The organism is Spirosoma taeanense (assembly GCF_013127955.1).
In the GTDB taxonomy this organism is placed as follows: domain Bacteria; phylum Bacteroidota; class Bacteroidia; order Cytophagales; family Spirosomataceae; genus Spirosoma; species Spirosoma taeanense.
This window is the reverse complement of record NZ_CP053435.1, coordinates 1,275,924-1,300,843: the sequence shown is the minus strand read 5'-3', so window position 1 is coordinate 1,300,843 and position 24,920 is coordinate 1,275,924. Positions and strand designations below refer to the sequence as shown.

21 protein-coding genes are annotated in these 24,920 nt (G+C 51.9%); 9 read left to right on the top strand and 12 right to left on the bottom strand.

Features of this window, described 5'->3' with window-relative positions; genetic code table 11:
- The first annotated feature begins 51 nt into the window (after positions 1 to 51).
- Entirely contained in the window at positions 52 to 915 is an 864-nt protein-coding gene (locus tag HNV11_RS05575; protein WP_171738729.1) for an SDR family oxidoreductase, read from the top strand.
- An 82-nt stretch (positions 916 to 997) separates the two neighbouring features.
- On the opposite strand, the gene nhaD is transcribed toward HNV11_RS05575, so the two are convergent.
- Positions 998 to 2,281: a sodium:proton antiporter NhaD gene (nhaD, locus tag HNV11_RS05570; RefSeq protein WP_171738728.1), complete on the bottom strand. Its 1,284-nt coding sequence runs from the start codon at positions 2,279 to 2,281 to the stop codon at positions 998 to 1,000.
- Between the two features lie 113 nt (positions 2,282 to 2,394).
- Here nhaD and HNV11_RS05565 point away from each other — a divergent pair, with 113 nt between their 5' ends.
- Entirely contained in the window at positions 2,395 to 2,742 is a 348-nt protein-coding gene (locus tag HNV11_RS05565; protein WP_171738727.1) for a hypothetical protein, read from the top strand.
- Here the strand turns inward: HNV11_RS05565 and HNV11_RS05560 are convergent.
- The 5 genes from HNV11_RS05560 to HNV11_RS05540 all read right to left on the bottom strand — a co-directional run bounded on the left by HNV11_RS05560 (position 2,739) and on the right by HNV11_RS05540 (position 9,207).
- On the bottom strand, positions 2,739 to 3,614 hold the full coding sequence (locus HNV11_RS05560) for a hypothetical protein (protein ID WP_171738726.1): 876 nt from the start codon (positions 3,612 to 3,614) through the stop codon (positions 2,739 to 2,741). The two genes, HNV11_RS05565 and HNV11_RS05560, sit on opposite strands and share 4 nt — an antisense overlap.
- Before the next feature lie 79 nt (positions 3,615 to 3,693).
- Complete coding sequence (locus HNV11_RS05555) at positions 3,694 to 4,863, bottom strand: cation:proton antiporter (protein WP_171738725.1); 1,170 nt, start codon at positions 4,861 to 4,863, stop codon at positions 3,694 to 3,696.
- 29 nt (positions 4,864 to 4,892) lie between these two features.
- Positions 4,893 to 6,383 carry a 1-hydroxycarotenoid 3,4-desaturase CrtD gene (gene crtD, locus HNV11_RS05550; RefSeq protein WP_171738724.1) on the bottom strand — a complete coding sequence of 497 codons (1,491 nt, stop codon included), beginning with the start codon at positions 6,381 to 6,383 and terminating at the stop codon, positions 4,893 to 4,895.
- A complete protein-coding gene (locus HNV11_RS05545; RefSeq protein WP_171738723.1) occupies positions 6,383 to 7,270 on the bottom strand; it encodes a PE-PGRS family protein in 888 nt (295 codons plus the stop codon). The genes crtD and HNV11_RS05545 overlap by 1 nt, the downstream gene beginning before the upstream one ends.
- A 77-nt stretch (positions 7,271 to 7,347) precedes the next feature.
- Positions 7,348 to 9,207, bottom strand: coding sequence for a PAS domain-containing sensor histidine kinase (locus HNV11_RS05540; RefSeq protein ID WP_171738722.1), 1,860 nt, complete (start codon positions 9,205 to 9,207; stop codon positions 7,348 to 7,350).
- Positions 9,208 to 9,411: 204 nt separating this feature from the next.
- On the opposite strand from HNV11_RS05540, the gene HNV11_RS05535 reads away from it, so the two are divergent.
- The 3 genes from HNV11_RS05535 to HNV11_RS05525 all read left to right on the top strand — a co-directional run bounded on the left by HNV11_RS05535 (position 9,412) and on the right by HNV11_RS05525 (position 13,761).
- On the top strand, positions 9,412 to 11,889 hold the full coding sequence (locus HNV11_RS05535) for a S9 family peptidase (protein ID WP_171738721.1): 2,478 nt from the start codon (positions 9,412 to 9,414) through the stop codon (positions 11,887 to 11,889).
- A 124-nt stretch (positions 11,890 to 12,013) separates the two neighbouring features.
- Positions 12,014 to 12,565 carry an LbetaH domain-containing protein gene (locus HNV11_RS05530; RefSeq protein ID WP_171738720.1) on the top strand — a complete coding sequence of 184 codons (552 nt, stop codon included), beginning with the start codon at positions 12,014 to 12,016 and terminating at the stop codon, positions 12,563 to 12,565.
- Complete coding sequence (locus HNV11_RS05525; RefSeq protein ID WP_171738719.1) at positions 12,562 to 13,761, top strand: acyltransferase family protein; 1,200 nt, start codon at positions 12,562 to 12,564, stop codon at positions 13,759 to 13,761. The genes HNV11_RS05530 and HNV11_RS05525 overlap by 4 nt, the downstream gene beginning before the upstream one ends.
- Before the next feature lie 102 nt (positions 13,762 to 13,863).
- On the opposite strand, the gene HNV11_RS05520 is transcribed toward HNV11_RS05525, so the two are convergent.
- Together HNV11_RS05520 and HNV11_RS05515 are read right to left on the bottom strand one after the other, a co-directional pair.
- A complete protein-coding gene (locus HNV11_RS05520) occupies positions 13,864 to 14,658 on the bottom strand; it encodes an SDR family NAD(P)-dependent oxidoreductase (RefSeq protein ID WP_171738718.1) in 795 nt (264 codons plus the stop codon).
- 38 nt (positions 14,659 to 14,696) lie between these two features.
- Positions 14,697 to 15,557 (bottom strand): DUF2306 domain-containing protein, encoded by an 861-nt coding sequence (locus HNV11_RS05515; protein WP_171738717.1) that lies wholly within the window; start codon positions 15,555 to 15,557, stop codon positions 14,697 to 14,699.
- A gap of 207 nt (positions 15,558 to 15,764) precedes the next feature.
- Here HNV11_RS05515 and HNV11_RS05510 point away from each other — a divergent pair, with 207 nt between their 5' ends.
- Both HNV11_RS05510 and HNV11_RS05505 read left to right on the top strand, forming a co-directional pair.
- Positions 15,765 to 16,589: an SGNH/GDSL hydrolase family protein gene (locus tag HNV11_RS05510; RefSeq protein WP_171738716.1), complete on the top strand. Its 825-nt coding sequence runs from the start codon at positions 15,765 to 15,767 to the stop codon at positions 16,587 to 16,589.
- Between the two features lie 100 nt (positions 16,590 to 16,689).
- Entirely contained in the window at positions 16,690 to 17,847 is a 1,158-nt protein-coding gene (locus HNV11_RS05505; RefSeq protein ID WP_171738715.1) for a cysteine desulfurase family protein, read from the top strand.
- Between the two features lie 87 nt (positions 17,848 to 17,934).
- Here HNV11_RS05505 and HNV11_RS05500 read toward each other — a convergent pair whose 3' ends face one another.
- Positions 17,935 to 18,258 (bottom strand): type II toxin-antitoxin system VapC family toxin, encoded by a 324-nt coding sequence (locus HNV11_RS05500; RefSeq protein WP_171738714.1) that lies wholly within the window; start codon positions 18,256 to 18,258, stop codon positions 17,935 to 17,937.
- A gap of 81 nt (positions 18,259 to 18,339) precedes the next feature.
- Here HNV11_RS05500 and HNV11_RS05495 point away from each other — a divergent pair.
- Positions 18,340 to 19,505, top strand: a protein-coding gene (locus HNV11_RS05495) for an IS3 family transposase (protein ID WP_171738713.1) whose coding sequence is annotated in 2 segments (ribosomal slippage) — positions 18,340 to 18,589 and positions 18,589 to 19,505 — 1,167 coding nt in all. Because the reading frame shifts where the segments join, the coding sequence is not laid out codon by codon here.
- Here HNV11_RS05495 and HNV11_RS05490 read toward each other — a convergent pair.
- The 3 genes from HNV11_RS05490 to dndC are packed head-to-tail and all read right to left on the bottom strand — an operon-like array spanning position 19,387 to position 23,080.
- Positions 19,387 to 21,396, bottom strand: a complete 2,010-nt coding sequence (locus HNV11_RS05490) for an AAA family ATPase (RefSeq protein WP_171738712.1) — start codon at positions 21,394 to 21,396, stop codon at positions 19,387 to 19,389. The two genes, HNV11_RS05495 and HNV11_RS05490, sit on opposite strands and share 119 nt — an antisense overlap.
- Entirely contained in the window at positions 21,378 to 21,743 is a 366-nt protein-coding gene (locus tag HNV11_RS05485; protein ID WP_171738711.1) for a hypothetical protein, read from the bottom strand. The genes HNV11_RS05490 and HNV11_RS05485 overlap by 19 nt, the downstream gene beginning before the upstream one ends.
- Positions 21,740 to 23,080 carry a DNA phosphorothioation system sulfurtransferase DndC gene (gene dndC / locus HNV11_RS05480; RefSeq protein ID WP_171738710.1) on the bottom strand — a complete coding sequence of 447 codons (1,341 nt, stop codon included), beginning with the start codon at positions 23,078 to 23,080 and terminating at the stop codon, positions 21,740 to 21,742. The genes HNV11_RS05485 and dndC overlap by 4 nt, the downstream gene beginning before the upstream one ends.
- A gap of 270 nt (positions 23,081 to 23,350) precedes the next feature.
- Between dndC and HNV11_RS05475 the strand changes: the two genes are divergently transcribed.
- Positions 23,351 to 24,835, top strand: coding sequence for an amidohydrolase (locus HNV11_RS05475; protein ID WP_171738709.1), 1,485 nt, complete (start codon positions 23,351 to 23,353; stop codon positions 24,833 to 24,835).
- Positions 24,836 to 24,920 lie beyond the last annotated feature (85 nt).

Sequence of the window (24,920 nt, the reverse complement as noted above, 5' to 3'; positions counted from 1 at the left end):
AGCTTGAGCGCTTTAGAGGCTGAAAACGGCACACCAAAAATCTTATACGTCATGCAACAAATGGAAATGGAAACCCCTGCTCAGCAACAGGAAGCTCAGCCGGGTATCGAGGCCCAGATGCACCCGCAGCCGATTTTTATTCGCGACGACTACGAAGGCTCGGATAAACTCAAAGATAAAATAGCCCTGATTACGGGTGGCGACAGCGGCATTGGCCGGGCGGTGGCCGTACATTTCGCCCGTGAAGGCGCCGATGTGGCGATCATCTATCACCCCCGGGAGGAAGAAGACGCGCAGAAAACCAAACAACTGATCGAAGCGGAAGGTCGTCGCAGTCTGCTCATTCCGGGCGATCTGCGTAAGCTGTCGTTCATTCGGGAAGCGGTTGGCAAAGTACTCAGCGAGTTCAACCGGATAAATATTCTGGTGAATAATGCGGCCGTTCAGTACCCCCAGAAAGAACTGACCGACATTAACGACGAGGACATGGTGGCAACGTTTGAAACGAACATCCTGGCCATGTTCCGGCTCACTAAAGCCGCCCTGCCGCACATGGATGCCTACGACTGCATTGTCAATACAACCTCGGTAACGTCGTATCGGGGCAGCGAAACCCTGCTGGATTACTCATCCACTAAAGGGGCCATTACGGCCTTTACGCGCTCGTTATCGCAGCACCTGGTTGAGCGGAACATCCGGGTGAACGCCGTTGCGCCCGGCCCCATCTGGACACCGCTGATTGTGGCGTCGTTCGACCCGGAGAAGGTAGCCAATTTTGGTAAAGACACGCCCATGGAGCGCGCCGGCCAGCCCGCCGAAGTAGCGCCCGCCTACGTATTCCTGGCCTCTGAAGATGCCTCCTACATAACCGGACAGGTCATGCACATCAACGGGGGAGAGATTATTAATTCATAAACCCGTCTGTCAAAAACGAAAACGCGGCTCTTTCGATGGAGGGGCCGCGTTTTCGTTTTACGTAACCGGACACGCAATTGACTCAGGCAAATACGGCCACCTGCGCCAGATAAGTCAGGGCCCCGGCTACGTAACCAATCAGCGCCAGCCAGCTGATCCGGACCAGATACCAGCCGAAGTCCAGCCGCTCCATGCCCATTACGGCCACACCAGCCGCCGAACCAATAACCAGAATGCTGCCGCCGGTGCCGGCGCAATAGGCTAGAAACTCCCACAGCTTGCTATCAACCGGATACGTAGCCAGGTCATACATACCCATTGCCGCAGCCACAATCGGCACGTTATCGACAACGGCCGACGCCAGGCCAATCAATAGAACAATTACATCCAGGTTGCCCACTGATTGACTCAGTGACTCGGCCAGGGCACGTAATACCCCCGTGGCCTCTAAGCTGCTGACGGCCAGCAGAATGCCCAGAAAAAACAACACGCTCGACGCATCAATCCGGCTCAGGGCGTAGGCAGCCGTAAATTTCTGCCGCTCGGCTTCGTCTTTGTCGCTATGCAGTAATTCCGACGCGACCCAGATCAGCCCCAGCACGAGCATCATGCCCATGTATGGCGGCAGGTGCGTAACGGTTTTGAAAATAGGCACAAATAACATCCCCCCCAGCCCGATTGCCAGCATTGTGCGTCGTTCGCGCCGGGCCGTTGGGGTTACATAAGGCCGACTGATGCCCAGCGTAGCCGCCTGTTCTTCAGGTTTATACAGCATCGTCAGAATCGCCAGTGGAACCAGCAGCGACACCAGGCTCGGAACGATTAACGAACTGATAATCCGGACAGTCGTGATTTGCCCGCCAATCCAGAGCATGGTTGTTGTTACGTCGCCGATGGGTGACCAGGCTCCACCCGCGTTGGCCGCCACGATCACCATGCCCGCCATGATGCGTCGCTGTTCGGCGTTACGTACCAGCTTCCGCAGCACCGAGGTCATAACAATGGCCGTTGTTAGGTTATCCAGCAGCGCCGACATAAAGAACGCCAGCAGGCTGATAATCCAGAGCAGGGTACGGGTGTTGCGGCTCGCGATGCGGTCGGTGATGAGCGTAAAGCCATCGTGCGCGTCAATCAGTTCGACGACGGTCATGGCCCCGAGCAGAAAAAACAGAATCTCGGCAATGTCTGACAGGTGTTCGCCCAGATGATGACCAACTTCTTCGGCGGTCGGTCCCATCATCGCGTACACCACCCAGCAGACTACACCCGTTATAAGCGCGGTAGCCGTTTTGTTGACCTTAATCGGGTGTTCGAGCGTGATGAGTGTGTAGCCAACAGTAAAAAGAATAATTAGTGTCAGAGTCATGTAGCGAACCGGAGTAATCCTTTTTTTGTCATTTCATCGGAGACCTCATCGCAGAAAGGTCCCGGTAATAGCTGGCAAAATTGGTAACTACCGACGTTACCTCCTATTCAAGCATGGGAAAAAAGGCGCGGATTATCTATCTTCCTTCCCTTGGCCCTGACGGTATGGCCCTGTTTCCGTTCATTCTGGTGCGCCAGCTGAACCCCGGCCCTATTTTGCTCAACCACGAACGAATTCATCTGCGCCAGCAGATTGAGCTGGGGATTCTGCCTTTTTACATCTGGTATTTTCTTGAATACCTGATCCGGCGACTGCAGTACCGCAATCACTACACCGCCTACCGTAACATTAGTTTTGAGCGCGAGGCCTACGCGCATGATGCCGATCTGACATACCTCAAAAACCGGCGCTGGTTTTCCTTCTGGCGGTATTTATCAGCGTCTCCCTACCGGGAGATTTAGTCCAGGTAGGTATATACCCGGCGGTTGATGGCGTAGACCGACGAGTTGGGCTGCTGAGCCGTAACGATCTGGGTTTTGACCCGTTTCTTCTCGTCGAAGGTATAGTAATAGGTATATTGCGTGACGGCTCCGCCATTAATGGTGCGGGTCGCTTTCCGGATCAGATTCCGGTTGAGTTTTCCATACAGATCCGTGCTTGGGTTGCCATATGCACTGAACATTCCCGCGCAGTTGGAAAACACCTTGAACGTATCGAAGCCCAGCCCCGTGTTCGGCTGCGACTCATCGAACTCATACTGCGTCTGTATGCTTACCGTTCCAGTCATTTGCTCCTGAACACTAGTAGCCACCCGGTTGCCGTTCCGGATGGTGTGCGAAATGGCGGCCTGATGCCGTGAGCCATAGCAGGGGTCCAGCAACTGCGCCTGTTCGCTGGTCAGATACCCATCGGCGTCGTACTGCTTCACCGACGTCAGGAAATTATTCCGGGCATAGGTAATGACGCTTTTCTGCACAAAGCCCTGCGGGTTCAGGTAGAGCGTGTCAAAACCCAGACTGGCGTTCTGAGCCGAACGCAGAACCCGGGTAGTGGAATAAGTCAGCTTCTGGTTCGTTTCGGTGATTAGCCGCCCCCGATTGTCATAGGTAAACGTAGCGGAATAGGCATTGGGAGCCGTATCCAGGGCCAATGGATTGGTCAGGTACCCGTTCAGGACCGTGCTGGAAATGCCTTCGTGTTCCTGATAGACAATCTGCCGGATTCGGGGATAAGTGTTCACCGGCGTCAGGTCTTCTTCAGCCTTTCGGCTGCAACTCACCAAGAAACCAAGCAGAACGACCAGCATGAGCGGCAATGCAGAGACGTTTTTCATAGATCGAGCACCTAAAATCGTTTTCCCCGGCCTCCCACACCGGGCTTTTGTCTGATTTAGCCGGACGTGGGCATCCGGCTTAAGAAGATTTGTACCCCAATACCCCTACCGTCATGACCAGCAGCGATAAAACAACCACCAGCATCGGAATCCCCTCGCGAAAACCCAGCAACCGCAGGTCCTGGGGTATGTTGAGGTACAGCAATATCGTGATAAGTCCGCGCGGGGCAACCCATAACAGCGGTTTGGACGCGCCCGGATACGTTGTCCGCAGGGTCAGCCACCGCCATAGGATGATTACGACCATAAAGATACCGCTGACAATCAAAGCATCTCTATCAAACAACTCCTGCGGCACAGCAGCATAGCCCAGAATCAGAAAGAAAAAAGTCCGCACCACAAACGCGCCCTCAGCCGTCAGGTTTTTAAGCTGGTCCAGTTCTTTCTCAAACAGATCGTTTTTCAGAACCAGGCTCAGTCGCCCGCGAATAAACAGCTCCGTATTGTTGAGAAACAGCCCGAAAATCAGAATCAGCAGCAGTGATGAGAGATGATTGATTTCAGCTATGGCGTAAACCAGAAACAAGACAGAGATAATGGGCAGAAACTTAATCCGGTGATTAATCCGCCCGATCAGATACAGCAACAGAAAACAGCACCCCAGCGAAACCAGTGCCATTACGAGCGTATCGCGCGCAAACAGCAGAATCGCTTCCCATACGGAGTTTCGGCTGAGCAGCAGAAAATTAAAGGCCAATACGCCCAGGATTCCAGCGAAGGCCGATTCATAAATGACGAACTCAGCCTGCCCCGCCGACAGATTCGATACGCTCGGAATGGCAACGGCGCTGCTGATAATGGAAAACGGTAAGGCTGCCATCAGGCAGTGATAAAACGAATCGTTCAGCAGCACATAAAGCACCCCGGCCAGCAGCAGAGTCGTTCCCACTATAGATAACAGGGAGGCCAGCAACGTCCGGCGCAGAACACTCAGTTTTTCGGTATGGAGTTCCAGATCAAGACCGTTTTCGAGAACAATCAGGATTAGTCCCAGCGTGCCGAGCGTCGGCAGAATAGTGTTCACGTAAGGAACCTGCACACCCGCGTAATCGGTAGCCTGCCGGGTCAGCATGCCCAGCAGCAGCAGGAGCAGCACCGAAGGGGTCTTGAATCGGCTACTGAATAAGTCGAATGCATACGAAACCAGCACCGACAAACTCAGCACAATAATCAGAATCGAGGAATCCATACGGCAAGATAGAAAAAACGATAAACCACCTACCGGATTTCTTCTACCAGTTCCGTCGCGATTTTAGCCGAAAGCAGGCAAAGCGGAATCCCGCCACCCGGATGCACGCTGCCCCCCACGAAGAACAGGTTGCTGAACTGCCGCGAAAAATTGGCGTGCCGCAGAAAGGCCGCAAACCGGTTGTTGCTGCTGTTGCCGTATAACGCGCCCTGCGACGACGAGGTCCGGGCTTCGATACTGCGGGGATCCAGTACAGACTCGGATTGAATAAGCGAGCTAACGTCAACGTCCAGATTGCGGCTAAGCTTCCGGATAACATTCTGACGTGCCTGGGCAATGAGGGCGTCCCAGTCCTGGCCGGTATTGTTCGGCGCGTTGAGCAGAATGAACCAGTTTTCGCAACCGGGGGGCGCGTCGTCGGGCTTGTGTTTGCTGGTAATATTCAGGTAAATCGTCGGGTCGTCGGACAGGGTTTGCTGATTAAACAGACAGTCGAATTCCGCTCGGTAATCGTTGCTGAAGAAAATATTATGCAGACCCAGTTCGGCAAACTGCCGGTTGATGCCCCAATAAAAAATCAACCCCGAACTGGATTTGGGCTGCCGCAGAATCCGCTCCGGCTGCCGGGCAGTGGGCAATAGTCTACGAAACGTACTCACCACATCCATGTTAGACACCACGACGTCTACCGGATAACCTATTCGCTTGGGAACGGTGCGGATGTCCACCACCTTCTTTCCGTTCGTCACGATCTCCGTAACGCGGGTGTTAAAGTAAAACCGAACGCCCAGGTCTTCGGCCAGCCGCACCAGACTGCGGGTGATGCCGATCATGCCGTCTTTCGGGAAAAACGCGCCAATGTTGTATTCCAGATGCGGAATAATATTCAGCGTAGCGGGCGTCTGGTAAGGGTCAGAGCCATTATAGGTCGCGTATCGGTTGAATAGCTGCACTAGCTTGGGATGCTGGAACCGGCGTTCGTTTGCACCGTTCATGGTGCCAAACACGCCCAGCCGGGGCAGATTAAGGTAACCCCGCAGGGCATCACGATTGAGCCAGGTAGCGGCTTTATGAAGCGACCGGTGCAGAAACAGCTTCTCGGTTACGTTATACTTAACCGCACTGTCGCGCAGGTGGGCGTGCAGGTGTTCGGCGGGTTCGCCCAGCACGGTTTCTATCTCCTGCCCGAAGCGGTGGTGGTCAGCCCAGGCCGTCAGGCGGGCACCATCGTCCCAGAAATAGCGGCAGGTCTCGTCTAAACGAATATATTCAAAATAATCGGCTGGGTTGCGGCCTGCCAGCCTAAACAGTTCATCGACCAGATGCGGCATGGTGAACAACGACGGCCCGGCGTCGAAGCGATAGAGTCCCCCATCCGGACCAGTGTTCTCAAAGCTCGACAGTTTTCCTCCGGCATAGTCATTGGCCTCGAACACTTCAACCTCGTAGCCTTTAACGGCCAGTCGGATGGCAGCCGCCAGGCCAGCAATTCCAGATCCGATAACGGCGGCAGTGGGCATTACCTACGGGCGTAATACAGCAGACTGACCGACGACGCGCTGGCTCGCTCGCTGATTGTGAAAAAGCCTCTGCCGTCTTTGGTAAAGCAAACCGCTTCACCCTGCGGCTCCAGCCGAACTGTCAGTGAACGCCGGTTGCCATGCTGAAGCACATCGGCGATGCTCTGGCCGGCGTTCCGTTTCCAGTAGAACAGCCCGGTATAGGTACGAACCAGAATTTCGCTGCCATCGGGTGAGATAGCCGCCCCCGTTACGTAATACGGTAGGCCCTGACCGAACGATGGTAGCTCACCAAACGACTGCGCCACAGTTACCTCATTTATATTCTGCGGGTATGGCAGGCTGTAGAGGTGTACGTTCTGCTCGCGCTTCGTAATGATATAAATGTCTTTCGTCTGCGGGTCAACGAACATGGCTTCAGCATCGCGCGGTCCGTCGGGATAGCGAAAGTTGATCCGTTCTACCTGCGTAACGGGCGTTTGTAAATTAGCTGGTTCGGGCAGCCGGTAAATCTGACTGATGGGCTGCTGACCGTCGTTGTCGCCGATTTCCCCGATATAAATATAGTTTGTTCCGTCTTTGGGGCCCGGGCCGATGGCAATCTCCTCCCAGTCGCGATTGCCGAACTGAGGAATGGCTACCCTACCCTTTACCTGACCGTCGTATCCCAGCAAAGCCAGCTCGGCCGGGGTGCCGCTGTCCTGATTGATCCAGAGATTACCAGGTTGGCTACGGCTATCGGCTATACCCGAGGCTTCGTCAATCTGACCGGGAGCAACCGGCGTCGCCGTAGGATCAGCGGCAAACTGGACCGAAAAAACACCGGGCGTTTCGAGTTTACACGAAGCAAGCGTTAATAAACTGATCAGGAGAACAAGGTTACGCATGAATTAGGCAGGTTGATCCAGGCGTCAAAGTAACGAAAGAACCGCTGGAAACCGGTATAAAACTGAGGGTAGAACGGTTATCTATTCTTGTGAACGGGAAAACAAATGCGGAACGTAGCGCCTTCGCCGGGACGCCCTTCGGCGGCAATGTATCCCCGGTGGTTTTCAATAACGCGCTGAACAATAGCCAGTCCGATACCCGTGCCGGCATAGGCCGAACGGCCGTGCAGCCGCTGAAAGACCTGAAAAATCCGGCTGGCCTGACTTTGTTCAAAACCAATGCCATTATCCGTTACCTCAATCAGATCGAAAACTAGTTGCTGATCGATCGCGGATATAGGCACCGGCGCTTCCAGGGCCGATATTCGGCGGTAACTGATTGTGATATGCGGCTGCACGCCCGCCCGGACAAACTTCAGCGCATTACTGATCAGATTCTGGAATAATTGGCGCAGCTGCAGCGCATCGCCCCGCAGCTCGCCCATGGGGGCTACCTCGATCACCGCCTGCCGGTCAACGATTGCGGTTTCAAGGTCCACCAGAACGCCCTGAATCAGTTGATTCATATCAATTAACTGAAAGGCGTCTTCGTTGGCCGTTAGCCGCGAATAGGCCAGCACATCGCGCACCAGACTCTGCATCCGGCTCGCAGCCGACCGCATGCGCCCGATAATGTCAACTCCATCGGCCCCGAGTCCGGCAGCATATTGATCGGCCAGGATATTGCCAAAGCTAACAATCTTGCGCAAAGGTTCCTGCAGGTCATGACTGGCGACGTAGGCAAACTGCTCCAGATTGGCATTCGACTGCTGTAGATCACTGACCGACAGTTCGAGCTTCTGCTGAACCTGCCGAATAGCCGTTACGTCGGTAAAAACAGCAATGAGCGTTTCCTCGTCCATGCGCGACACAATCAGTTCCATCCAGCGGTTGGTTGCCGTGTGCAGATACTGCATCCGATACACCTCGCCGGTTTCCAGCACCCGCTGAAAAGTAGCTAAGCGTCCCGAGGTTTCGAACGCCGGATCAAGCTGACGGGCGGTCGATTGCGCCACCGCTTCGCGCTCCAGGCCCAGTTGCACCAAAGCAGCATCGTTCACGACGATACCCTGAAAATCAAGAATACCCCCGGTTTCGTCCCGAATAGCTTCGGCGGCACAGATACCGCTGGGCGTATGCTCCAGAACAGTGTTGAGCAGTTCGCACTGCCAGTTATTGGTTATGTCCTGGAACGTTCCTACCAGCTCCTGATCCCGTTTAATTACCACGACCTTATACCAGATGTTGAGCGGATTGGTCCAATTTTGTACAACCGTCTGCTGCGGCTGGCCCGTATGGGCTACCTGGTGAAGTATCGGCAACAGTTCGGTTTCCATTGGCCCGGGAAACGGCGGTAAAGCCTCGTCGCCCACCAGACCCGCCATCTGCCGATACGCCCGATTCACCTCACTATAGGCAAAGCGGACAGCCGGATCGGCCGGGTTTTCGATAATCTGATACACTGCAATTCCATCGAACGAAGCATCCAGAAGATCGGCCAGCCGCTGCTGGTCGGCCCGATACTGCTCTGTACTGTCCCGCATGACACTCAGCACACCGTCGTTAAACTTTTGACATTGGGCGGTAATGTGTCGGTTCCCGGCAGGGTACCAGTATGAAAACGACAGGGCCTGACCGGACGTAAGCACTTCGGCATACTGTTGGAACAGCATGTCGGTAAACAGGCCGTCGGGCTGGCTGTGCCTTAAAAACTGCGCGCCAGACCCAGTCGGATAAGCATCACCGGCCATAGCTATGGCCGGTGCATTCATGTAAGCAACCCGAAAATCTTTTAACTCACGTTGCTCATTCCGAACTGCTTCTACGTATGTGATGCCGTCCGGCAACGCATCAAAGAGTTGCAGCAAGGGCAATTCGGCTGATAGGTCATCTGGCATGAACATCTGGACTAGTAACCTGATAATTGTCTGTTAACTGGGCAGCAAGGTATTACCCACTGATCAGGGATTGGTTTATAAACTGGATTCATTCGGTTATTTGTTATAAATATTACCATTGATTTGCCGAATCGTTGACGGATAGCGGATTTGAAACTGCGTTTTGCTTTATCTTTAAAACTTCATCCAAACGCTAATCAACGTATGCGTCAACTTATTGCTCCGTTCCGGCAGTTGTGGCTTTCCGTTTTTGTGTTCAGCGCGTCTTTCTCCGCGGTAAACGCTCAGGATGCAACCGCCTACCAAACGCCCCCCAAACCACTGGCCGATCTGGTAACGGTTCCGCCTACGCCGGGCGTCAGTGTTACGTCCAAAGGGGATTATATGCTCATCCTGGAGCAGGCTTCCGCGCCCGGTATTGCGGAGCTGGCCCAGCCTGAACTTAAGCTGGCCGGACTCCGCATGAACCCCGCTAACAATGGTCCCAGCCGGGTGCATTACATAACCGGTCTGAAGCTCAAAAAAATGACGGGCAAGGATGAAGTGACCGTAACGGGGCTGCCCGCCGAGCCTCTCATCAGTTACGTTCAGTGGTCGCCCGACGAAACCAGATTCGCGTTTGCGAACTCGACCGACAACCGAATCGACCTGTATGTTGCCGACGTTACTACAGCTGCGGCCACGAAAGTTGGCACGCTGGCGTTGAACGCCGTTATGGGCACGCCGTTCCGCTGGGTATCCGACAGCAAGAGCCTGATTGTGAAGGCAGTTCCTGCCGGGCGCGGAACCGCACCCGAAATCAGCCGGGTACCGGCTGGCCCAACCACCCAGGAAAACCTCGGCCGCAAGTCGCAGGCTCCTACCTACCAGGATTTACTGAAGAACCCTTCCGACGAACGTCAGTTTGCCTACTACGCCACAGCGCAGGTTGTTCGGCTGGGTCTGGACGGACAGGCGGTCAGTATTGGCCAACCGGGTATTATTGCCTCCGCCGATCCGTCGCCTGACGGGCAATACGTTATGATCGAAACGGTGCATACACCTTTCTCGTATCTGGTACCCGTGTATCGCTTCCCGCTCCGCACCGACGTATACGCTATGAACGGTACGCTGGTAAAGACACTGAACGACGGACCTTTGCAGGACAATGTGGCGTATAGCCGCGATGGCGCGCCGACCGGGCCCCGTGATTTCAATTGGCGGGCCGATGCACCCGCTTCGGTGTATTACACGGTGGCCCAGGACAACGGTGACCCCAAGGTCAAAGCCGACATCCGCGACAAAGTGTACATGGTTTCTGCTCCGTTCGCTACGGCGCCGAAAGAAATCTACGCGGCTCAGTACCGCTTTGAGAATTTTGACTGGGGCAATGAGACCGTCGCCCTGGCAACCGAACAGTGGTGGCAGACCCGGAAAGCTCTGGTCAAGACAGTCAACCCCGGCACCTGGCAGACGGCCGTGCTCTTCGACCGTTCGTACGAAGACCGCTACTCTAACCCCGGTCAGCCCGACATGAAGCGGAACCAGTACGGTCGTGACGTGCTGAACCTGCTGCCAAACAACGAGATCCTGCTGCTTAACGGGCAGGGCGCGTCGCCCGAAGGTGATCGGCCGTTCGTAAGCCTGCTGAATCTGAACACGAAGAAAACCCGCGAACTGTGGCGGTCGGCGGCTCCGTACTTCGAGCGGCCGGTAGCGGTTCTGGATGCGGCTAAGCAGACTATTCTGACCACCCGCGAAACGCCCGACGAGAACCCGAACTATTTTATCAGAAACCTAAAAGCCCGCGTGGCGCCTATTCAGGTAACCGCCTTTTCACACCCCTACCCGCAACTGAAAGGCGTTCAGAAGCAGCAGCTTCGTTACAAACGTTCCGACGGCGTTGATCTGACGGCGACGCTATATCTGCCCGCTGGCTACAAAAAGGAACAGGGCCCGCTGCCCACGTTTCTGTGGGCATACCCCGCCGAGTTCAAAAGCAAGGATGCCGCCGGTCAGGTGTCGGGGTCACCTTACCAGTTCAACCGCATCAGCTACTGGGGTGCTGCTGCGTTCGTAACGATGGGCTATGCCATTCTGGACAACGCCAGTATTCCTATCGTGGGTGAAGGTGATAAAGAACCGAACGACACCTATGTGCAGCAGCTCGTGGCGAGCGCCAAAGCCGCCATTGACGAGGGCGTCCGGCTGGGCGTTGTCGATTCGAGCCGCGTAGGTGTAGGCGGCCACTCCTACGGTGCGTTTATGACGGCGAACCTGCTCACGCACAGCAAGCTCTTTAAAGGCGGCATTGCCCGCAGTGGTGCCTACAACCGCACACTGACTCCCTTTGGCTTCCAGAACGAGCAACGAACGTACTGGCAGGCTCCAGAGGTGTATAACGCCATGTCGCCGTTTATGAACGCCGATAAAATGAAGACACCCCTGCTGCTGATCCACGGCGAAGCGGATAATAACACCGGTACGTTCCCGATCCAGTCTGAGCGGTACTACAACGCCCTGAAAGGATTTGGCGCAACAACACGGCTGGTATTCCTGCCCTACGAAAGTCACGGTTATACCGCAAAAGAGTCGCTGCTCCATATGCTATACGAAATGAACGGCTGGTTGGACAAATACGTCAGGAATCCCGCAGCGGCAGTTGTACCGGGAAAAGCTGGGAAATTAGGTGGCGGCAAGTAGCCGATATGGCCTGATTGGGCCACTCGCTCACTCTATAGATATTAGGCTACCGCCCACGAAACTTATGTTGGCAGGTTGACAGAGAGCCGTAATTTTAACGGAAATCCCTACTAGCCAAAGAATTATGCTAAGTTTCACGCCGGAGCAGATTGTCTCCTCACAAGCCCGAATTGCAGAGAACGTAAAAGTCGGTAAGTACACGATCATTGAAGATGATGTCGATATCGAGGAAGATGTCGAAATTGGTAATTTCTGTATGATCTGTTCCGGTACGCGCATCGGCAAGGGAACAGTCATAAAGAACTACGTCGAGATTCGGAAAAACACGCAGATTGGTAGCGGCTGCTACATTGATTCGCAGGTAGCCTTCTCGGGCAGCTCGGTCATCGGCAACAAGGTTACATTACGCTACGGCACAATCATTGCCCGGGGGGTGCGCATTGGCGACGGCACCTACGTAGCTCCCCGGGTGATGACCAACAACCTCGATCAGAATCTGGATCAGGTAGGTGGGGCTAATATTGGCTCAAACTGCTTTATCAGTACCAACGTCGTTCTGCAGCACGGCATTACGGTAGCCGACAACGTGGTTGTGGGTACGCTGGCGTTTGTCAATAAAGACTGCGAAGAAGGTAATGTGTATGTTGGTGTTCCAGCCCGAAAACTGCATTCATGACCTCTGCACGATACAACGGCCTTGATGTATTGCGCATTGGGATGATGTTTTCGGTGATGGTGACCCATGCCGGTCTGAGCTATACCAACGAAGCGTTTCCGGTCTGGGGCGAATTCCACGACCCGCAAACGAACCATATCGCGTTCTATTACGTGTTTCTGATCCGGCATTTGTTCAGTATGCCGGTGTTCTTCGTACTGGCCGGATTTTTTGGGGCCATGACAGTCCGCCGATACGGCGCGGGGGCAATGCTGCGCAACCGCACCAGGCGTATTCTGCTGCCGCTGCTGGTCTTTATGCCCCTGCTCTCGCCCATCATTCTTCTTGGGTTTGCAGCGGCCCGCAACGGCACAACAGATTCGGCTGAATATCGGCTGGTAATTAACATGATCACGTCGGGCGTTCCGGTTGTTCGGCTGGTTCACCTGTGGTTTCTGTACTACCTGTACATCTTCTGCCTGCTGGCCTATGTCACGGTAAAGATAGCCGAACGGTTGCCTGCTCATTGGGTAACCGCCGTAACGAGCCGGTTCGACCGGCTACTCATCAGTCGGTGGTACGCGCTTATTTTTGGTGTGGTAACGCTGATGACGTTGCTGACCATGCATGGCCCCTGGATTGAAACGCCCACGGAGTTCCGACTAAACTGGCGAACGTTTCTGGTCGAGATCGTCTTTTTCGTGTTCGGCTGGCGGCTGTTCCATCATTCGTATCTGTTGAACCGGTTCACGCAACGGCCCTGGCTGAACGTAGGGGCCAGCGCGCTGTTTATGACGTTATATCTGACCATTTATTTCCACCGGCCGTGGTTTTCGTCGGACCGTACCTATACGACAGCCGCTATGGTGATGGGCGCCTGCCATATCTGGACCGTCATTCCGGGCCTGATTGGCCTGAGCCTTAAAGCGTTTCCCAAGAGCACGCTTACGACTCAGTTATTGTCGCAGGGGTCATACTGGATGTATCTGGCGCACATGCCGCTGACGATCTGGATTAGCTACTGGCTGCTCGACTGGCCCGTTTCATGTTTCCTGAAGTTCGGCGTTAACCTGGTCAGTATCTTTCTGTTTACGTTCCTGACGTATCTGCTTTTCGTGCGCAGTACGTTCATTGGCCGCTTTCTGAATGGCAAGGCCCATCCGTGGATTTTCGCCCGTAAACCGGCTCCGGCTGCTCCGGCTGAGTCCATCGCGTAACAAATTGATTGAGCCCGGTCTGGATGGTAAAGACAAACTAACTGGTCTTACCACCCCCAGGCCGGGCTCGATTATTATACTGCCACAATCGGGCTCTTTCAGTCAAACAGCAGCCTTAACGACTCCACCATCTACCCGGATCGCGGCTCCGTTCGTCGCCGACGATAACGGACTCGCCAGAAACGCCACCATCTGGGCCACTTCGTCGGGGCTGGCAAACCGGTGAATCAGCGAAGTCGGGCGCATCTCCCGAAAGAATTGCTCCTCCATCTGGGCTTCTGTAATCCCTTGCTTATCGGCCAGTTCTTTCACGAATGTACCGACGCCCTCGCTCTTGGTCGGACCGGGCAAAACTGAGTTGACCGTTACGTTGGTGCCTTTGGTCAGTTCGGCCAGGCCACGCGCCACGGCCAGTTGCGCCGTTTTGGTTGTGCCGTAATGAATCATTTCTTCGGGTATCTGAAGGGCCGATTCGCTGGAAATAAACAGGATTCGACCCCAGTTCTTCTTCAGCATTTTCGGAAAATACACCCGCGACAGCCGGACGCCACTCAGGACGTTTACCTCAAAAAACGACAGCCATACATCGTCAGTGATCTGCTCGAACTCTTTAGGCCCGAAAATCCCGACGTTGTTCACCAGAATATCGACATCGGGAATCTGCTCCAGCAATTGCTGAATCATGTCGGCCCGGCCAAAGTCAACGACAACACCGGTCAGCGTGCCTCCGCCCGCTTCGGGCTGAATCTGGCGGATAGCCTCGTCAATGCGCGCCTGACTGCGGCCCGTCAGAATTACGTTGGCGCCTTCTTTGGCTAGTAGTTTAGCAATGGCAAACCCAATACCCGCCGTCGAACCGGTCACGAGCGCCGTTTTACCCTTCAATTGTAAATCCATAGGTTGAGATACGCGTAAATAGTGCTTGAGGGAGCAAATTAAGCCAAGGACAGCCACTTCACGATAGCCGGCCCCCAGTAATACAGGGTGAAATAATAAGTCCCCAGCAGCAGAAAGCCTGTTGCGAGCAACAGAACCAAAGACGCCGAAAACCGAAGCACCAGCGAAGCTTTGTACGAGCGAGCCCGGATGAAAACCTCAGCCACCAACAGGTTAGGGATATAAAAGAAAAACGCCATGACACTGTCAAACGGGCCGCTGAATGTGCGGGTATGCCCTAGTCCGTCCGTTAGAAGTATCCAGAACCCGTAATCCATCCGGTATAGCCACGAACCAATAGCCAGCGCATACAGACGCAGGGCCCACGCCCGGTGCCTGTCCAGGTTTCCGGCTACGGCGTACCGATAGGTCTGAATGGCGGCAACAAACATCAGAACGCCGTAGAGAGCGAAGCCGATGTTCATCATTGTTCCGCCAATGGTTCCTTTGATAACAATAAACGTTAGGCCGCCCAACGCGGCCAGCACCGATGCGACGACGTAAATACGTCCAATCCAGCGGTGCAGGGCTGGATACCGAAGCCGGACGGACTTGATTAACTGAATACTTCCCAGAACTAGAATGATGCCGCCCATCGCAAAATGCAGCCCGATACCGCTCGTAGCCGTCGTTGAATTCTGCTCATACAACCGGGGCAAGACCTGATTCCAGCGATCCATTTTATCTTCGTAAAGGGCCGATGCATAGAAAGCCAGGATGTACAGACCGAACAGGGCCGCGCTGACCCAGACAGTAATTACGAGTAAAACGCCTGACCAGCGTATGGCTTTCAGACTCCAGTTGGTTAAGGGTTGTTTGGCTACTGGTTGAGGAACAGGTTCGCTGATAATTTTTGTCATGTAGGTTCACCGTTTATAGCTGCAAAATAGCTTATAAGCGGTCTACTTCTCTCTTAATGAGCTTATTAATCAGCAAACGCCTTAACTAACGGGCGATTTTATCCAACAAAACGTAAAGCTAGGGCAGTTAAAGCCGAATCGCCATTGCCTTTACGGTATAGCCCTTCCAATAATCCGGCCTGTACATTAAGCAGCCACCAAACACCTATGCGAAAAATTGCTCTGTTTATTGTTATTGTCTGTCTGTTTGGCGCGTTCCGGAGTCCGGAGCTTACCTGGACGGCGCTTGGCGACTCCATTACATATCTGAATGATCATCCGGATGAAACCGGCAACCGGGTTGCCAAAGGCTATATGTCGAGGGTAGTCGAGCAGCTTCCGAACATTCACTATACTAACCAGGGCCATAATGGCTGGACGGCCGTTCGTATTGCCCAGGAGATTGAGAAATTAGGCCTGACCAAAGCCGATATCTACTCCGTTTTTCTGGGTACCAACGACTGGTGGGCCGGTAAGCCATTGGGCCGTTTCGCCGATTACCGGGACAAAACCGGCAATGGTACAGTATATGGCTCCTTTCGCATCATTATCGACAAACTCCGTAGCCTGAATCCGGCGGCCAAAATTATTCTGATTACGCCTATGCAACGATCCGATTTTATCTACCTGGCGAATTATAAAAACAATGCCTACGGATCTTACAAAGCTAAAAATGGGCAATATCTCGAAGCATTTGCGCAGGCCATCGATTCCATTGGCCGATCGGAGCAGATCCCGGTAGTGGATCTGTACCACACTGGTAAACTGAAGCTGAAAAAACTCGTAAAGTTCAAACGGCTGAAAGATCCGCAGACGGGCACCTATCGCAACTACACCTACCCGGCCTATACCGACATTCCCTTCAACCCCGAAACAGACGAGTACCCCTATCCCACTGAAGCCATTGATAAAACTTACGACGGCCTGCATCCATCCGACGCTGGCAACGAGGTGATTAGTCGACAGTTAATTAAGATCATGAAGAAGTACTAAAAAAGACGTTAATATAATCTCTCTCAGAATTAGGATTGGGCGTTGAATATTTCCGTTTTTGAAGTAGTTAGTGGAATGCAATCGCCATTAACTTTACTACATGATCTACCTCGACAACAACGCCACCACGCGTATTGACCCGCGCGTTTTGGACGCGATGATGCCGTTTCTGACGGACACATATGCCAATGCGGCCAGCACCCATCCTTTTGGTGTGTCGGCGCACGAAGCGGTGAAAACTGCCCGGCAGCAGATAGCTGATTTGTTGAATTGTGAGGTGCACGAATTAGTGTTTACGTCCGGTGCTACGGAGGCTATTAACCTAGCGATCAAAGGTGTAGCTGAAAATTATCAGAACCGGGGTAAACATATCGTTACCGTTCAAACTGAGCACAAAGCCGTACTGGACGTTTGCCACTACCTGGAAACGCGAGGCTACGAGGTTACGTATTTGCCTGTCCAGTCAGACCGAAGCGTCGGCGCGGGGTTGTTAGATCTGGAGGTCGTGAAAGCCGCCATTCGCCCCGATACGGTTCTGGTATCGGTGATGCTGGTTAACAACGAAACGGGGGTTATTCAGCCGGTTGGGGAAATAGCCCAACTGGCTCACGAAGCGGGGGCGTTGTTCATGACGGATGCGACGCAGGCCGTGGGAAAATTACCGATTGATGTCGATGCTCTTGGCGTCGATTTATTAGCCTTTTCGGCCCATAAGTTCTATGGCCCCAAAGGCGTTGGTGGTCTATTCATCCGCCAACGCAGACCAAACAAGGTGAAATTAGAAGCTATTCTTCACGGCGGAGGCCATGAGCGCGGCTTACGTAGCGGAACGCTCAACGTGCCTGGGATTGTTGGACTTGGTAAAGCCGCTGAACTCGCCCGGCTGGAAATGGCCAAGGATAATCAGCGTATTGGAACGCTTCGTGATGAGTTAGAGGCTGCCTTGCTGACGATTCCCGGTACTCGTGTTAACGGTAACCGGGAATATCGGCTTTATAACGTCACCAACATCTACTTTGAAAACTGCGACTCCGATGCGCTAATCATGGGGCTAGAAGGCATGGCCGTTTCCAATGGTTCGGCTTGTACGGCTGCGTCTATTGACCCCTCGCACGTCTTGTTGGCACTCGGCCTGAACGAGCAGGAGGCATTCTCTTGCCTGCGGTTTAGTTTAGGACGATTCAATACCGAAGCGGACGTAACAGCTACGGTCGATGCGGTAAAGGAGATTGTGGAAGAGTTGCGGGCGCTGGTGTAATCATCATGTACAAAAAATCGAGTTTTTTGTACATGATGAGCCGCTCATGTGCATTTTGTGTATATGACTATTCGGTTCAATAGGTATTCAAAGAATTGTGACCTTCAGCTTGGTGTGGTGCTGAATAAGCTGGAAGTCTGAGCCATTAAATGTAATCAGCTCATTGCAATACTGCTCAGCGATAGCTGTATGCAAGCAGTCGCTGGTATGATGGAAGCTCACTTTATAAGCAATCTGAGTGGCTCGCTTGATGTGGTCTAACGTAACTCCGGCTGGGTCGGCTGCATATAGACTCATTATGTATTCAGTGATGGTATCGCGACCTTCTCCACACTTGGCAAGCGCAAAACCAAGTTCATTGAGCGATAAGGTCGAAATAAAAAACAGGCCCTTGTCAGTGACCTGTTCCATTACTTGCCTTGCTATCGGGTGAAGGTGGAGCTGCTACATTTGACTGGACATTAAGTTAAGCATGATCTAACTTAGTGGACCATGAAAACCAGGAGACAATACGACGACAAATTTAAACGAATGGCGGTGGAGCTCTCAGTTACCAAGGGCTCATTAAAAGCGACCGCTGAAGAATTGGGTATCACTCAACAAATTCTGACTCGATGGCGCCGAGAGCATTTAGCTTCTAAAGCAGTTACGGCCGGTGAAGGGGGCCAAGTCAGCCAAGAGCAACAGGAAATTCTACGGTTGAAAAAAGAACTTCGACAAGCTGAGTTAGAGCGAGATATACTAAAAAAGGCGGTCAGCATCTTCTCCAGGAACGACGGGAAATATTTAGATTCATAAAAGCTCACCAGGGTGAATTTTCCGTTGAGATGATGTGTAACGTATTGAAGGTGAGTCGTAGTGGCTATTACTATTGGTTAGCCCAACGGCCCACCAAAAGAGCCAAAGAGAATGAAACGCTTATCGTACTAATAAGTGATTCGTTTACAGCCAGTAAGAAACGTTATGGCAGTCCAAAGATCACCCGAGAACTGAGGGCCAAAGGCATAAAGATATCTCGACCCCGAGTAGCCAGGTTGATGAGGAAGGCTAACCTGAAAAGTGTCATTCAGAAGAAATATGTGGTTACCACAACTGATTCCAAGCACACTTACCCAGTGGCCGAAAACCATTTAAACCGCCAGTTCAATCCTAGAAAACCGGGTCAGGCATGGGTTTCTGATCTGACGTACATTGCTACTTGTGAAGGCTGGCTCTACCTGACGATCATCATGGATTTGTATGATCGAAAAGTGATCGGTTGGGCTTTAAGCAAGTCGATGAAGGCAGCTGAGACGACCATTCCGGCTTGGCAAATGGCCCTTAAAAATCGCCCTATCGAACGGAATTTAATTTTCCATTCGGATAGAGGAGTGCAATATGCCTGTCATGCGTTTACCCGGCTGTTGAAAAAACAGCCGCTGGTTTTGCAAAGTATGAGTGGGAAAGGTAACTGTTGGGATAACGCTGTGGCGGAAAGCTTCTTCAAAAGCTTAAAGTCAGAAATGATCTACCAACACGATTTTAAAACTATTGAAGCGGCTAAACAGGCGACGTTTGAGTACATCGAGATCTGGTACAACCGGCAACGGAGGCATTCATCGCTGGGGTATGTTTCCCCTTTTGACTATTATAATGGGCAACTTCAACATGTTGCTTAAAGATTTGTCCAGTATTTTGTTGCAAGTCCAAGTCGATAAACACCGGAAATTCGATCTGTGATTCTTCAACCAAACCGCGCAAAAGCGCCGTAGCATACATCTGCTGTTCTCCTTTTGAGAGCGAGTCTTTCCGAATTTTCAGGCCAGCTTTGTTGTACAGGTCAATCTCAATGTCCTCACCGTAGATATTCACATCAACTCGATCAATAAACTCTTTCTTGTGCATCAACTGCTTCAGACCTTGTAAAATCTGCGCTTCAAGTGACTTCTTTTTATCCGTCTTGAATTGCGTAACGAACTGTTGTAGTTCAGCAATCAGCTTTTCGGATTCTTCATATTTACCACGATGCTCTTCGCCAATCTTAATTTTCTTCGTGATTTCGCTGATCTGCTTTTCGATGTTGTCTTTACGGTCTTCGCACTTACCAATGGATTTATAATACTCGGCAATTTGCTCGTCAATCTTGACCACGCGTAGGTTCAAATCATCGCGCTTGAGCCGGTCAGCCGCAAGCATCGGGTCTTCTTGGTTAGAATCGGCAGCGGCTAACCGCTTTTTAGCCGCCACTAATTGATTCTGCAACTGGGTACGCCGTTCATTAAGGTTGCGGAACGAAAGCCTGAAATCCTGTTTAAGGTCAGTCAGAAAGCTGTTCAGCAGTTGAGTATCTGATGAAGAAAAATCGTGCAACAGCTTGAAATCAGCAGGTAAGTCGGGCGTCTCAGCGAAGAAGTGCTTTTTGATTAAGTCCTTGACCGTATCGTGGTAAAAACGATGCACCGACGCCGGTACAACCTCTTTCAAGGTACGTTCAGCCGACAATAAATCGGTTAAAACCTGATCGGTCCGTTGCTCAACCTTTTCCTGACCATGTAGGGCATTTTTGTAATTAGTCTCGTCTTCCACTTGCTGCACAACTTCCAGCAAACGCCCTCCAGCTATAGCGAACGGAATCTTTTCGAACGAGTCTCTAAAATCATTCTGAAGGAGCTCGAGCGCTTCTGAAGAATCTTTTACCTCCTTTTTCAAAGCTTGATACTCCTCTTCTGTTACTGTATTTCCAGCTTTTACTAATTTATCACGAAGTTGCTCAGCCTCGTATGCTAATTGAGCTCTTTTTTCCTTTAGGAGGCCAATTTCTTTATTATTACTTTCTATCTCAACTTCAATATTTTCAACCTCAGCTTTTAATGTATTAAGAAGTTGCTTGTCTTTAGGATTCGCTGACGATTGTTTTAAACGGTCTCGCAACGTTTCCATTTCATCTTTTATATCCTCATACTTCTTGATGCCAAGTATTTCAGAATAAGCTAGGCTTAATTTTCGCCGTTGTTCAACACTAGTATTCTCGGCCAGGTTAACAATTTTTTCAGCATCAAACAAAAAGAACTTTGCAATTTCAATAGGCATAATAAACTCGCGGATAAACATTTCTTCACCCGTCAGATTACTATCGCCTAGCTCCTCCTTAATAAGGTCTTTTTCTTCTCCGTCTACAAGGATTTCTAAGGTATCAACGCCCTTAACAGTACTATAAGATCGTTTTATAACAATCTCTTTGGCAGGTAGTTCAGGAATTACTGTACCTGTGATTGTCACAGCAACGTGGAAAGAAGTATCACCTTTGGTCTGCGCCTGACGGTTTAAACTACTCTTTACATAGGTTCCATAACCGCCTTGCTCTTTAATTTCCTTTTCGTAAATGTCATCTACATCAATCATTTGGCGTCCGTACAAACACCAAACTAATGACATAAGAAATGTAGTTTTCCCAAACCCATTCTTACCACTGACAATGAAAATATTTTTCGATTTGTGTGGGGTGAGTTCAATAACATTTAAACCCTGATAGATTCTGAAATTACAGAGCTCTATTTTGCTAATAACCATTCTTGCAGCTTTTCGCTTTTACGTTCGAGCATAGACCGGAAATCTATCAAATATTCGTCTGCTAGATTACTTAAATCTACCTTTATTTCTTTACCATGAATGACATTGGTAACCCACTCTAGTACCCAATCAGGATCAGCTTCATCAACGCGAAGCTCAAACATATAGGGGTTTATTTTTCTGCCATGATACAGAAAATAGCATTCACCGTTTGACAACTCGATAATTGGCCGAATGAAAGTATTCTTACCACTCCAAACAACAGCCAGATTAAAAGGGTCATAAGGATAGACAAGAACGCCGAAGCCATCATACCGTTCATAATACAAGATACGTCCACGGCTCACGGGGTATCCATCTTACGAGATTTCTCAGCTAAATAATTCTCCAGCCGCTTTTCTATATCTTGTTGTAAGCCGCGCTTATTAAGTTTCAATGCTTTGTTCTTCTGAAGCGTGAGCAATTCCTGAATCAGTTCAACGTGCTCTGGTTCATTCGAACAGGCTTGCCGAAGCAGATCTTCCTCACGACGCAACTTTTCAATGTGCTTACTCATATCAATTTCGGTGTCATAGATACGGTTATAAATATCAGCGACTTTTGAGGTGAAAAAGCTGTCACGATACCACGTCAGTTGAATAGCTACCAACTCTGGATGCGTGATTAGTTCCATGGTTTCCCCTTGTGTTTCCTGAATCTCCTTTTGCGCTTTTAGCAGCATCGTCAAAAACTCAGCACGGTATTGCGGTTTGTAGGGACCCCATGTGTCTTCGTCTTCTTCTTTGTAAGGGCTATCAGTACGTCGGCGTTTTTCGCGGGCGTCGCGGTTCGAGCGTTCAACCAATATCTTGTTGCGGAGCTCTACCAGTGGTTCCATCCAGTCGTCGCCATTACCGATTAGCCCTTCCATCGACTTATCGCGGCTCACGACTGTGCAAACCCAGCATCCAAACCGGCTATTTCCACAAGAGGGCGAACTTTCATCAATAACTAGTGGGCAGTCGCCCGAATTGGCGTTCTTGTATAGCGTCACCAATTCTTTGTGCGAACCGCCCCAGGGTGGCGATACCTGCATGAGATACTGCCAGAGTTCACCGGTTTCAATATCAGAAATCGGTGCATAAACAAAGGCGTTTGGCAGCAGGTGCTTCCGCAGCCGTTGACCTTTTAGCTCGTGGCGTTTCATCGACCGAGCGCGAGTCTGGCTCTCGTCGGAGCGCGTACCTAGCAGGATAATAGCCTCGCCTGACTCGCTAATCTTCTCTTGAATGAAGCGTGTCGTCGGGTTAATTTTCAGCCGTTCAGTACACCAACGGAATGAGTTCGTTGGCGCGGGATAACCCTTACCAATCAGGTTTACCCAGAATGTATCTTCCAGCCGGGGGGTAGTGCGGTGTACCTCAATGGGCATACCCTGTTGTGTAGCGGCTTTTTTCAACCCTTTTAACGTCCGCTCGATGAACGCCACAATTTTGGGATTCTCAACCAGCGTATCGTTGCAGACAACATAAATCTTGCGTGTACGCAAGTCAGCAGGAATTTTCATTAACGCCCGCCAGACCACCTGCAAAAGCATGGTCGAATCCTTTCCACCACTAAAACCTATAATCCAGGGGCGCGGGTTTTCGTCGTAGAGATATTGATCAGTAATTTCGGCTTCGATGAATGGGAGTTTAAGCGACATAGTGGTGTAGGCATTGGCGAAAGTAGAACTATTCTCCAAAAAAGTAAACTTCTGCCAGAGGTAAGTTTTACAAAGATGTAGAAATTTAGGGTTCGGTAGAAAACCATTTCATAAGGGAAATGCCACCACAAGGGATAACAGACATTATACTTTATGTAAAGAACTGATTTTGCGGTAATCAGCACCTTCAATCTGCTATAAAAATTTCCCTCTTTCTCTTTTCCCCGTATTTTTATCGGTTCGCAACCGAAACATTCAAATACAACCTCTATGAAAACACAACTCCTTATTTTGGCGCTCCTGCTGCCACTACTGGCGCTTGCTCAGCCGGGTGCGGCTCAGTCGAAAGGCAAGAAAACTGCAACGGCTGCTTCCGATCCGGACAAGCAGACGATTCTGGCTGACCTCGACAAGCGGTTTCCAGAGTATGCCAGTATTTCTAAGCAGATCTGGAATTTTGCGGAACTGGGCTATCAGGAAGAACAAAGCTCTCTGCTGCTCCAGGAACAGTTGAAAAAGGAAGGTTTCGACGTAAAGGCCGGTGTGGCGGGTATCCCCACAGCGTTTGTGGCTACATACGGCTCGGACAAACCGGTTATCGGTATCCTCGGCGAATATGACGCCTTACCAGGACTCGCCACCGAAGCGAAACCGGAGTTTACGCCCATTCAGGGCCAGAAAGGCGGTCACGGCTGCGGGCATAACCTGTTCGGCACGGCCTCAGTCGCGGCTGCCGTCGAGGTAAAGGACTGGCTGAAGAAATCAGGCCATTCGGGCACGATCAAGATTTATGGCTGTCCGGCTGAAGAAGGTGGCGCCGGTAAGGTTTACATGGTTCGCGAGGGCCTGTTCAACGACGTCGATGTGGTGCTGCACTGGCATCCCGGTTCGCAGAATGCCGCCGATGCAGGTACGTCGCTCGCCAACAAGAACGCCAAGTTCCGGTTCCGGGGGATTGCGGCACACGCGGCAGCCTCACCCGAACGCGGCCGGTCGGCGCTCGACGGTGTCGAAGCCATGAACTACATGGTTAACATGATGCGCGAACACATCCCCTCCGACACGCGTATTCATTACGTCATCACCAAAGGGGGCGAAGCGCCCAACGTCGTGCCAGCCTTCGCAGAAGTGTATTATTACGCCCGCCATAAAGACCGCGACATTCTGCAGAGCGTCTGGAAACGAATTGAGAATGCGGCTGAAGGAGCCGCCAAAGGAACAGGCACGAAAGTCGAGTGGGAAGTGCTGGGGGGCGTGTATAACCTGCTGCCGAACGTAACGCTGGCCGAAGCCATGCACAAGAACCTGCAGACGGTGGGCGGGGTGCAGTACACCCCCGAAGAAACAGCCTTTGCCGAAAAGATCAGCGAAACCTTTGGTGAGCAGAAAGTGCCGGTTACGAATGCGGCCCTCGTCAAAGACTTCCGCGATGCGTCGGAGAGCGCTACCAGCGGTGGTTCGACCGACGTCGGCGACGTAAGCTGGACCGTGCCGACCGTTGGCTTACAGACCGCTACGTGGGTACCGGGTTCGTCGGCGCATAGCTGGCAATCCACGGCCGCCAGTGGCATGAGCATCGGGCAGAAAGGTATGCTCGTAGCCGCCAAGACCCTGGCGCTAACCGCGCTTGACCTGTATAAAACGCCTGCTCTCATTGAGAAAGCCCGCGCCGAATGGCAACAGAAACGGGGAGCCAACTTCAAATATGAAGCGCTGCTGGGCAACCGTGCTCCGGCACTGGACTACAGGAAATAAAGAGTGAAAGCGCGAAAGAGTGAATGAGCGAAGCAGCGGGTTACCACGAACTCCCTAACTTTGCGACCAAATCATTGAGTGATTG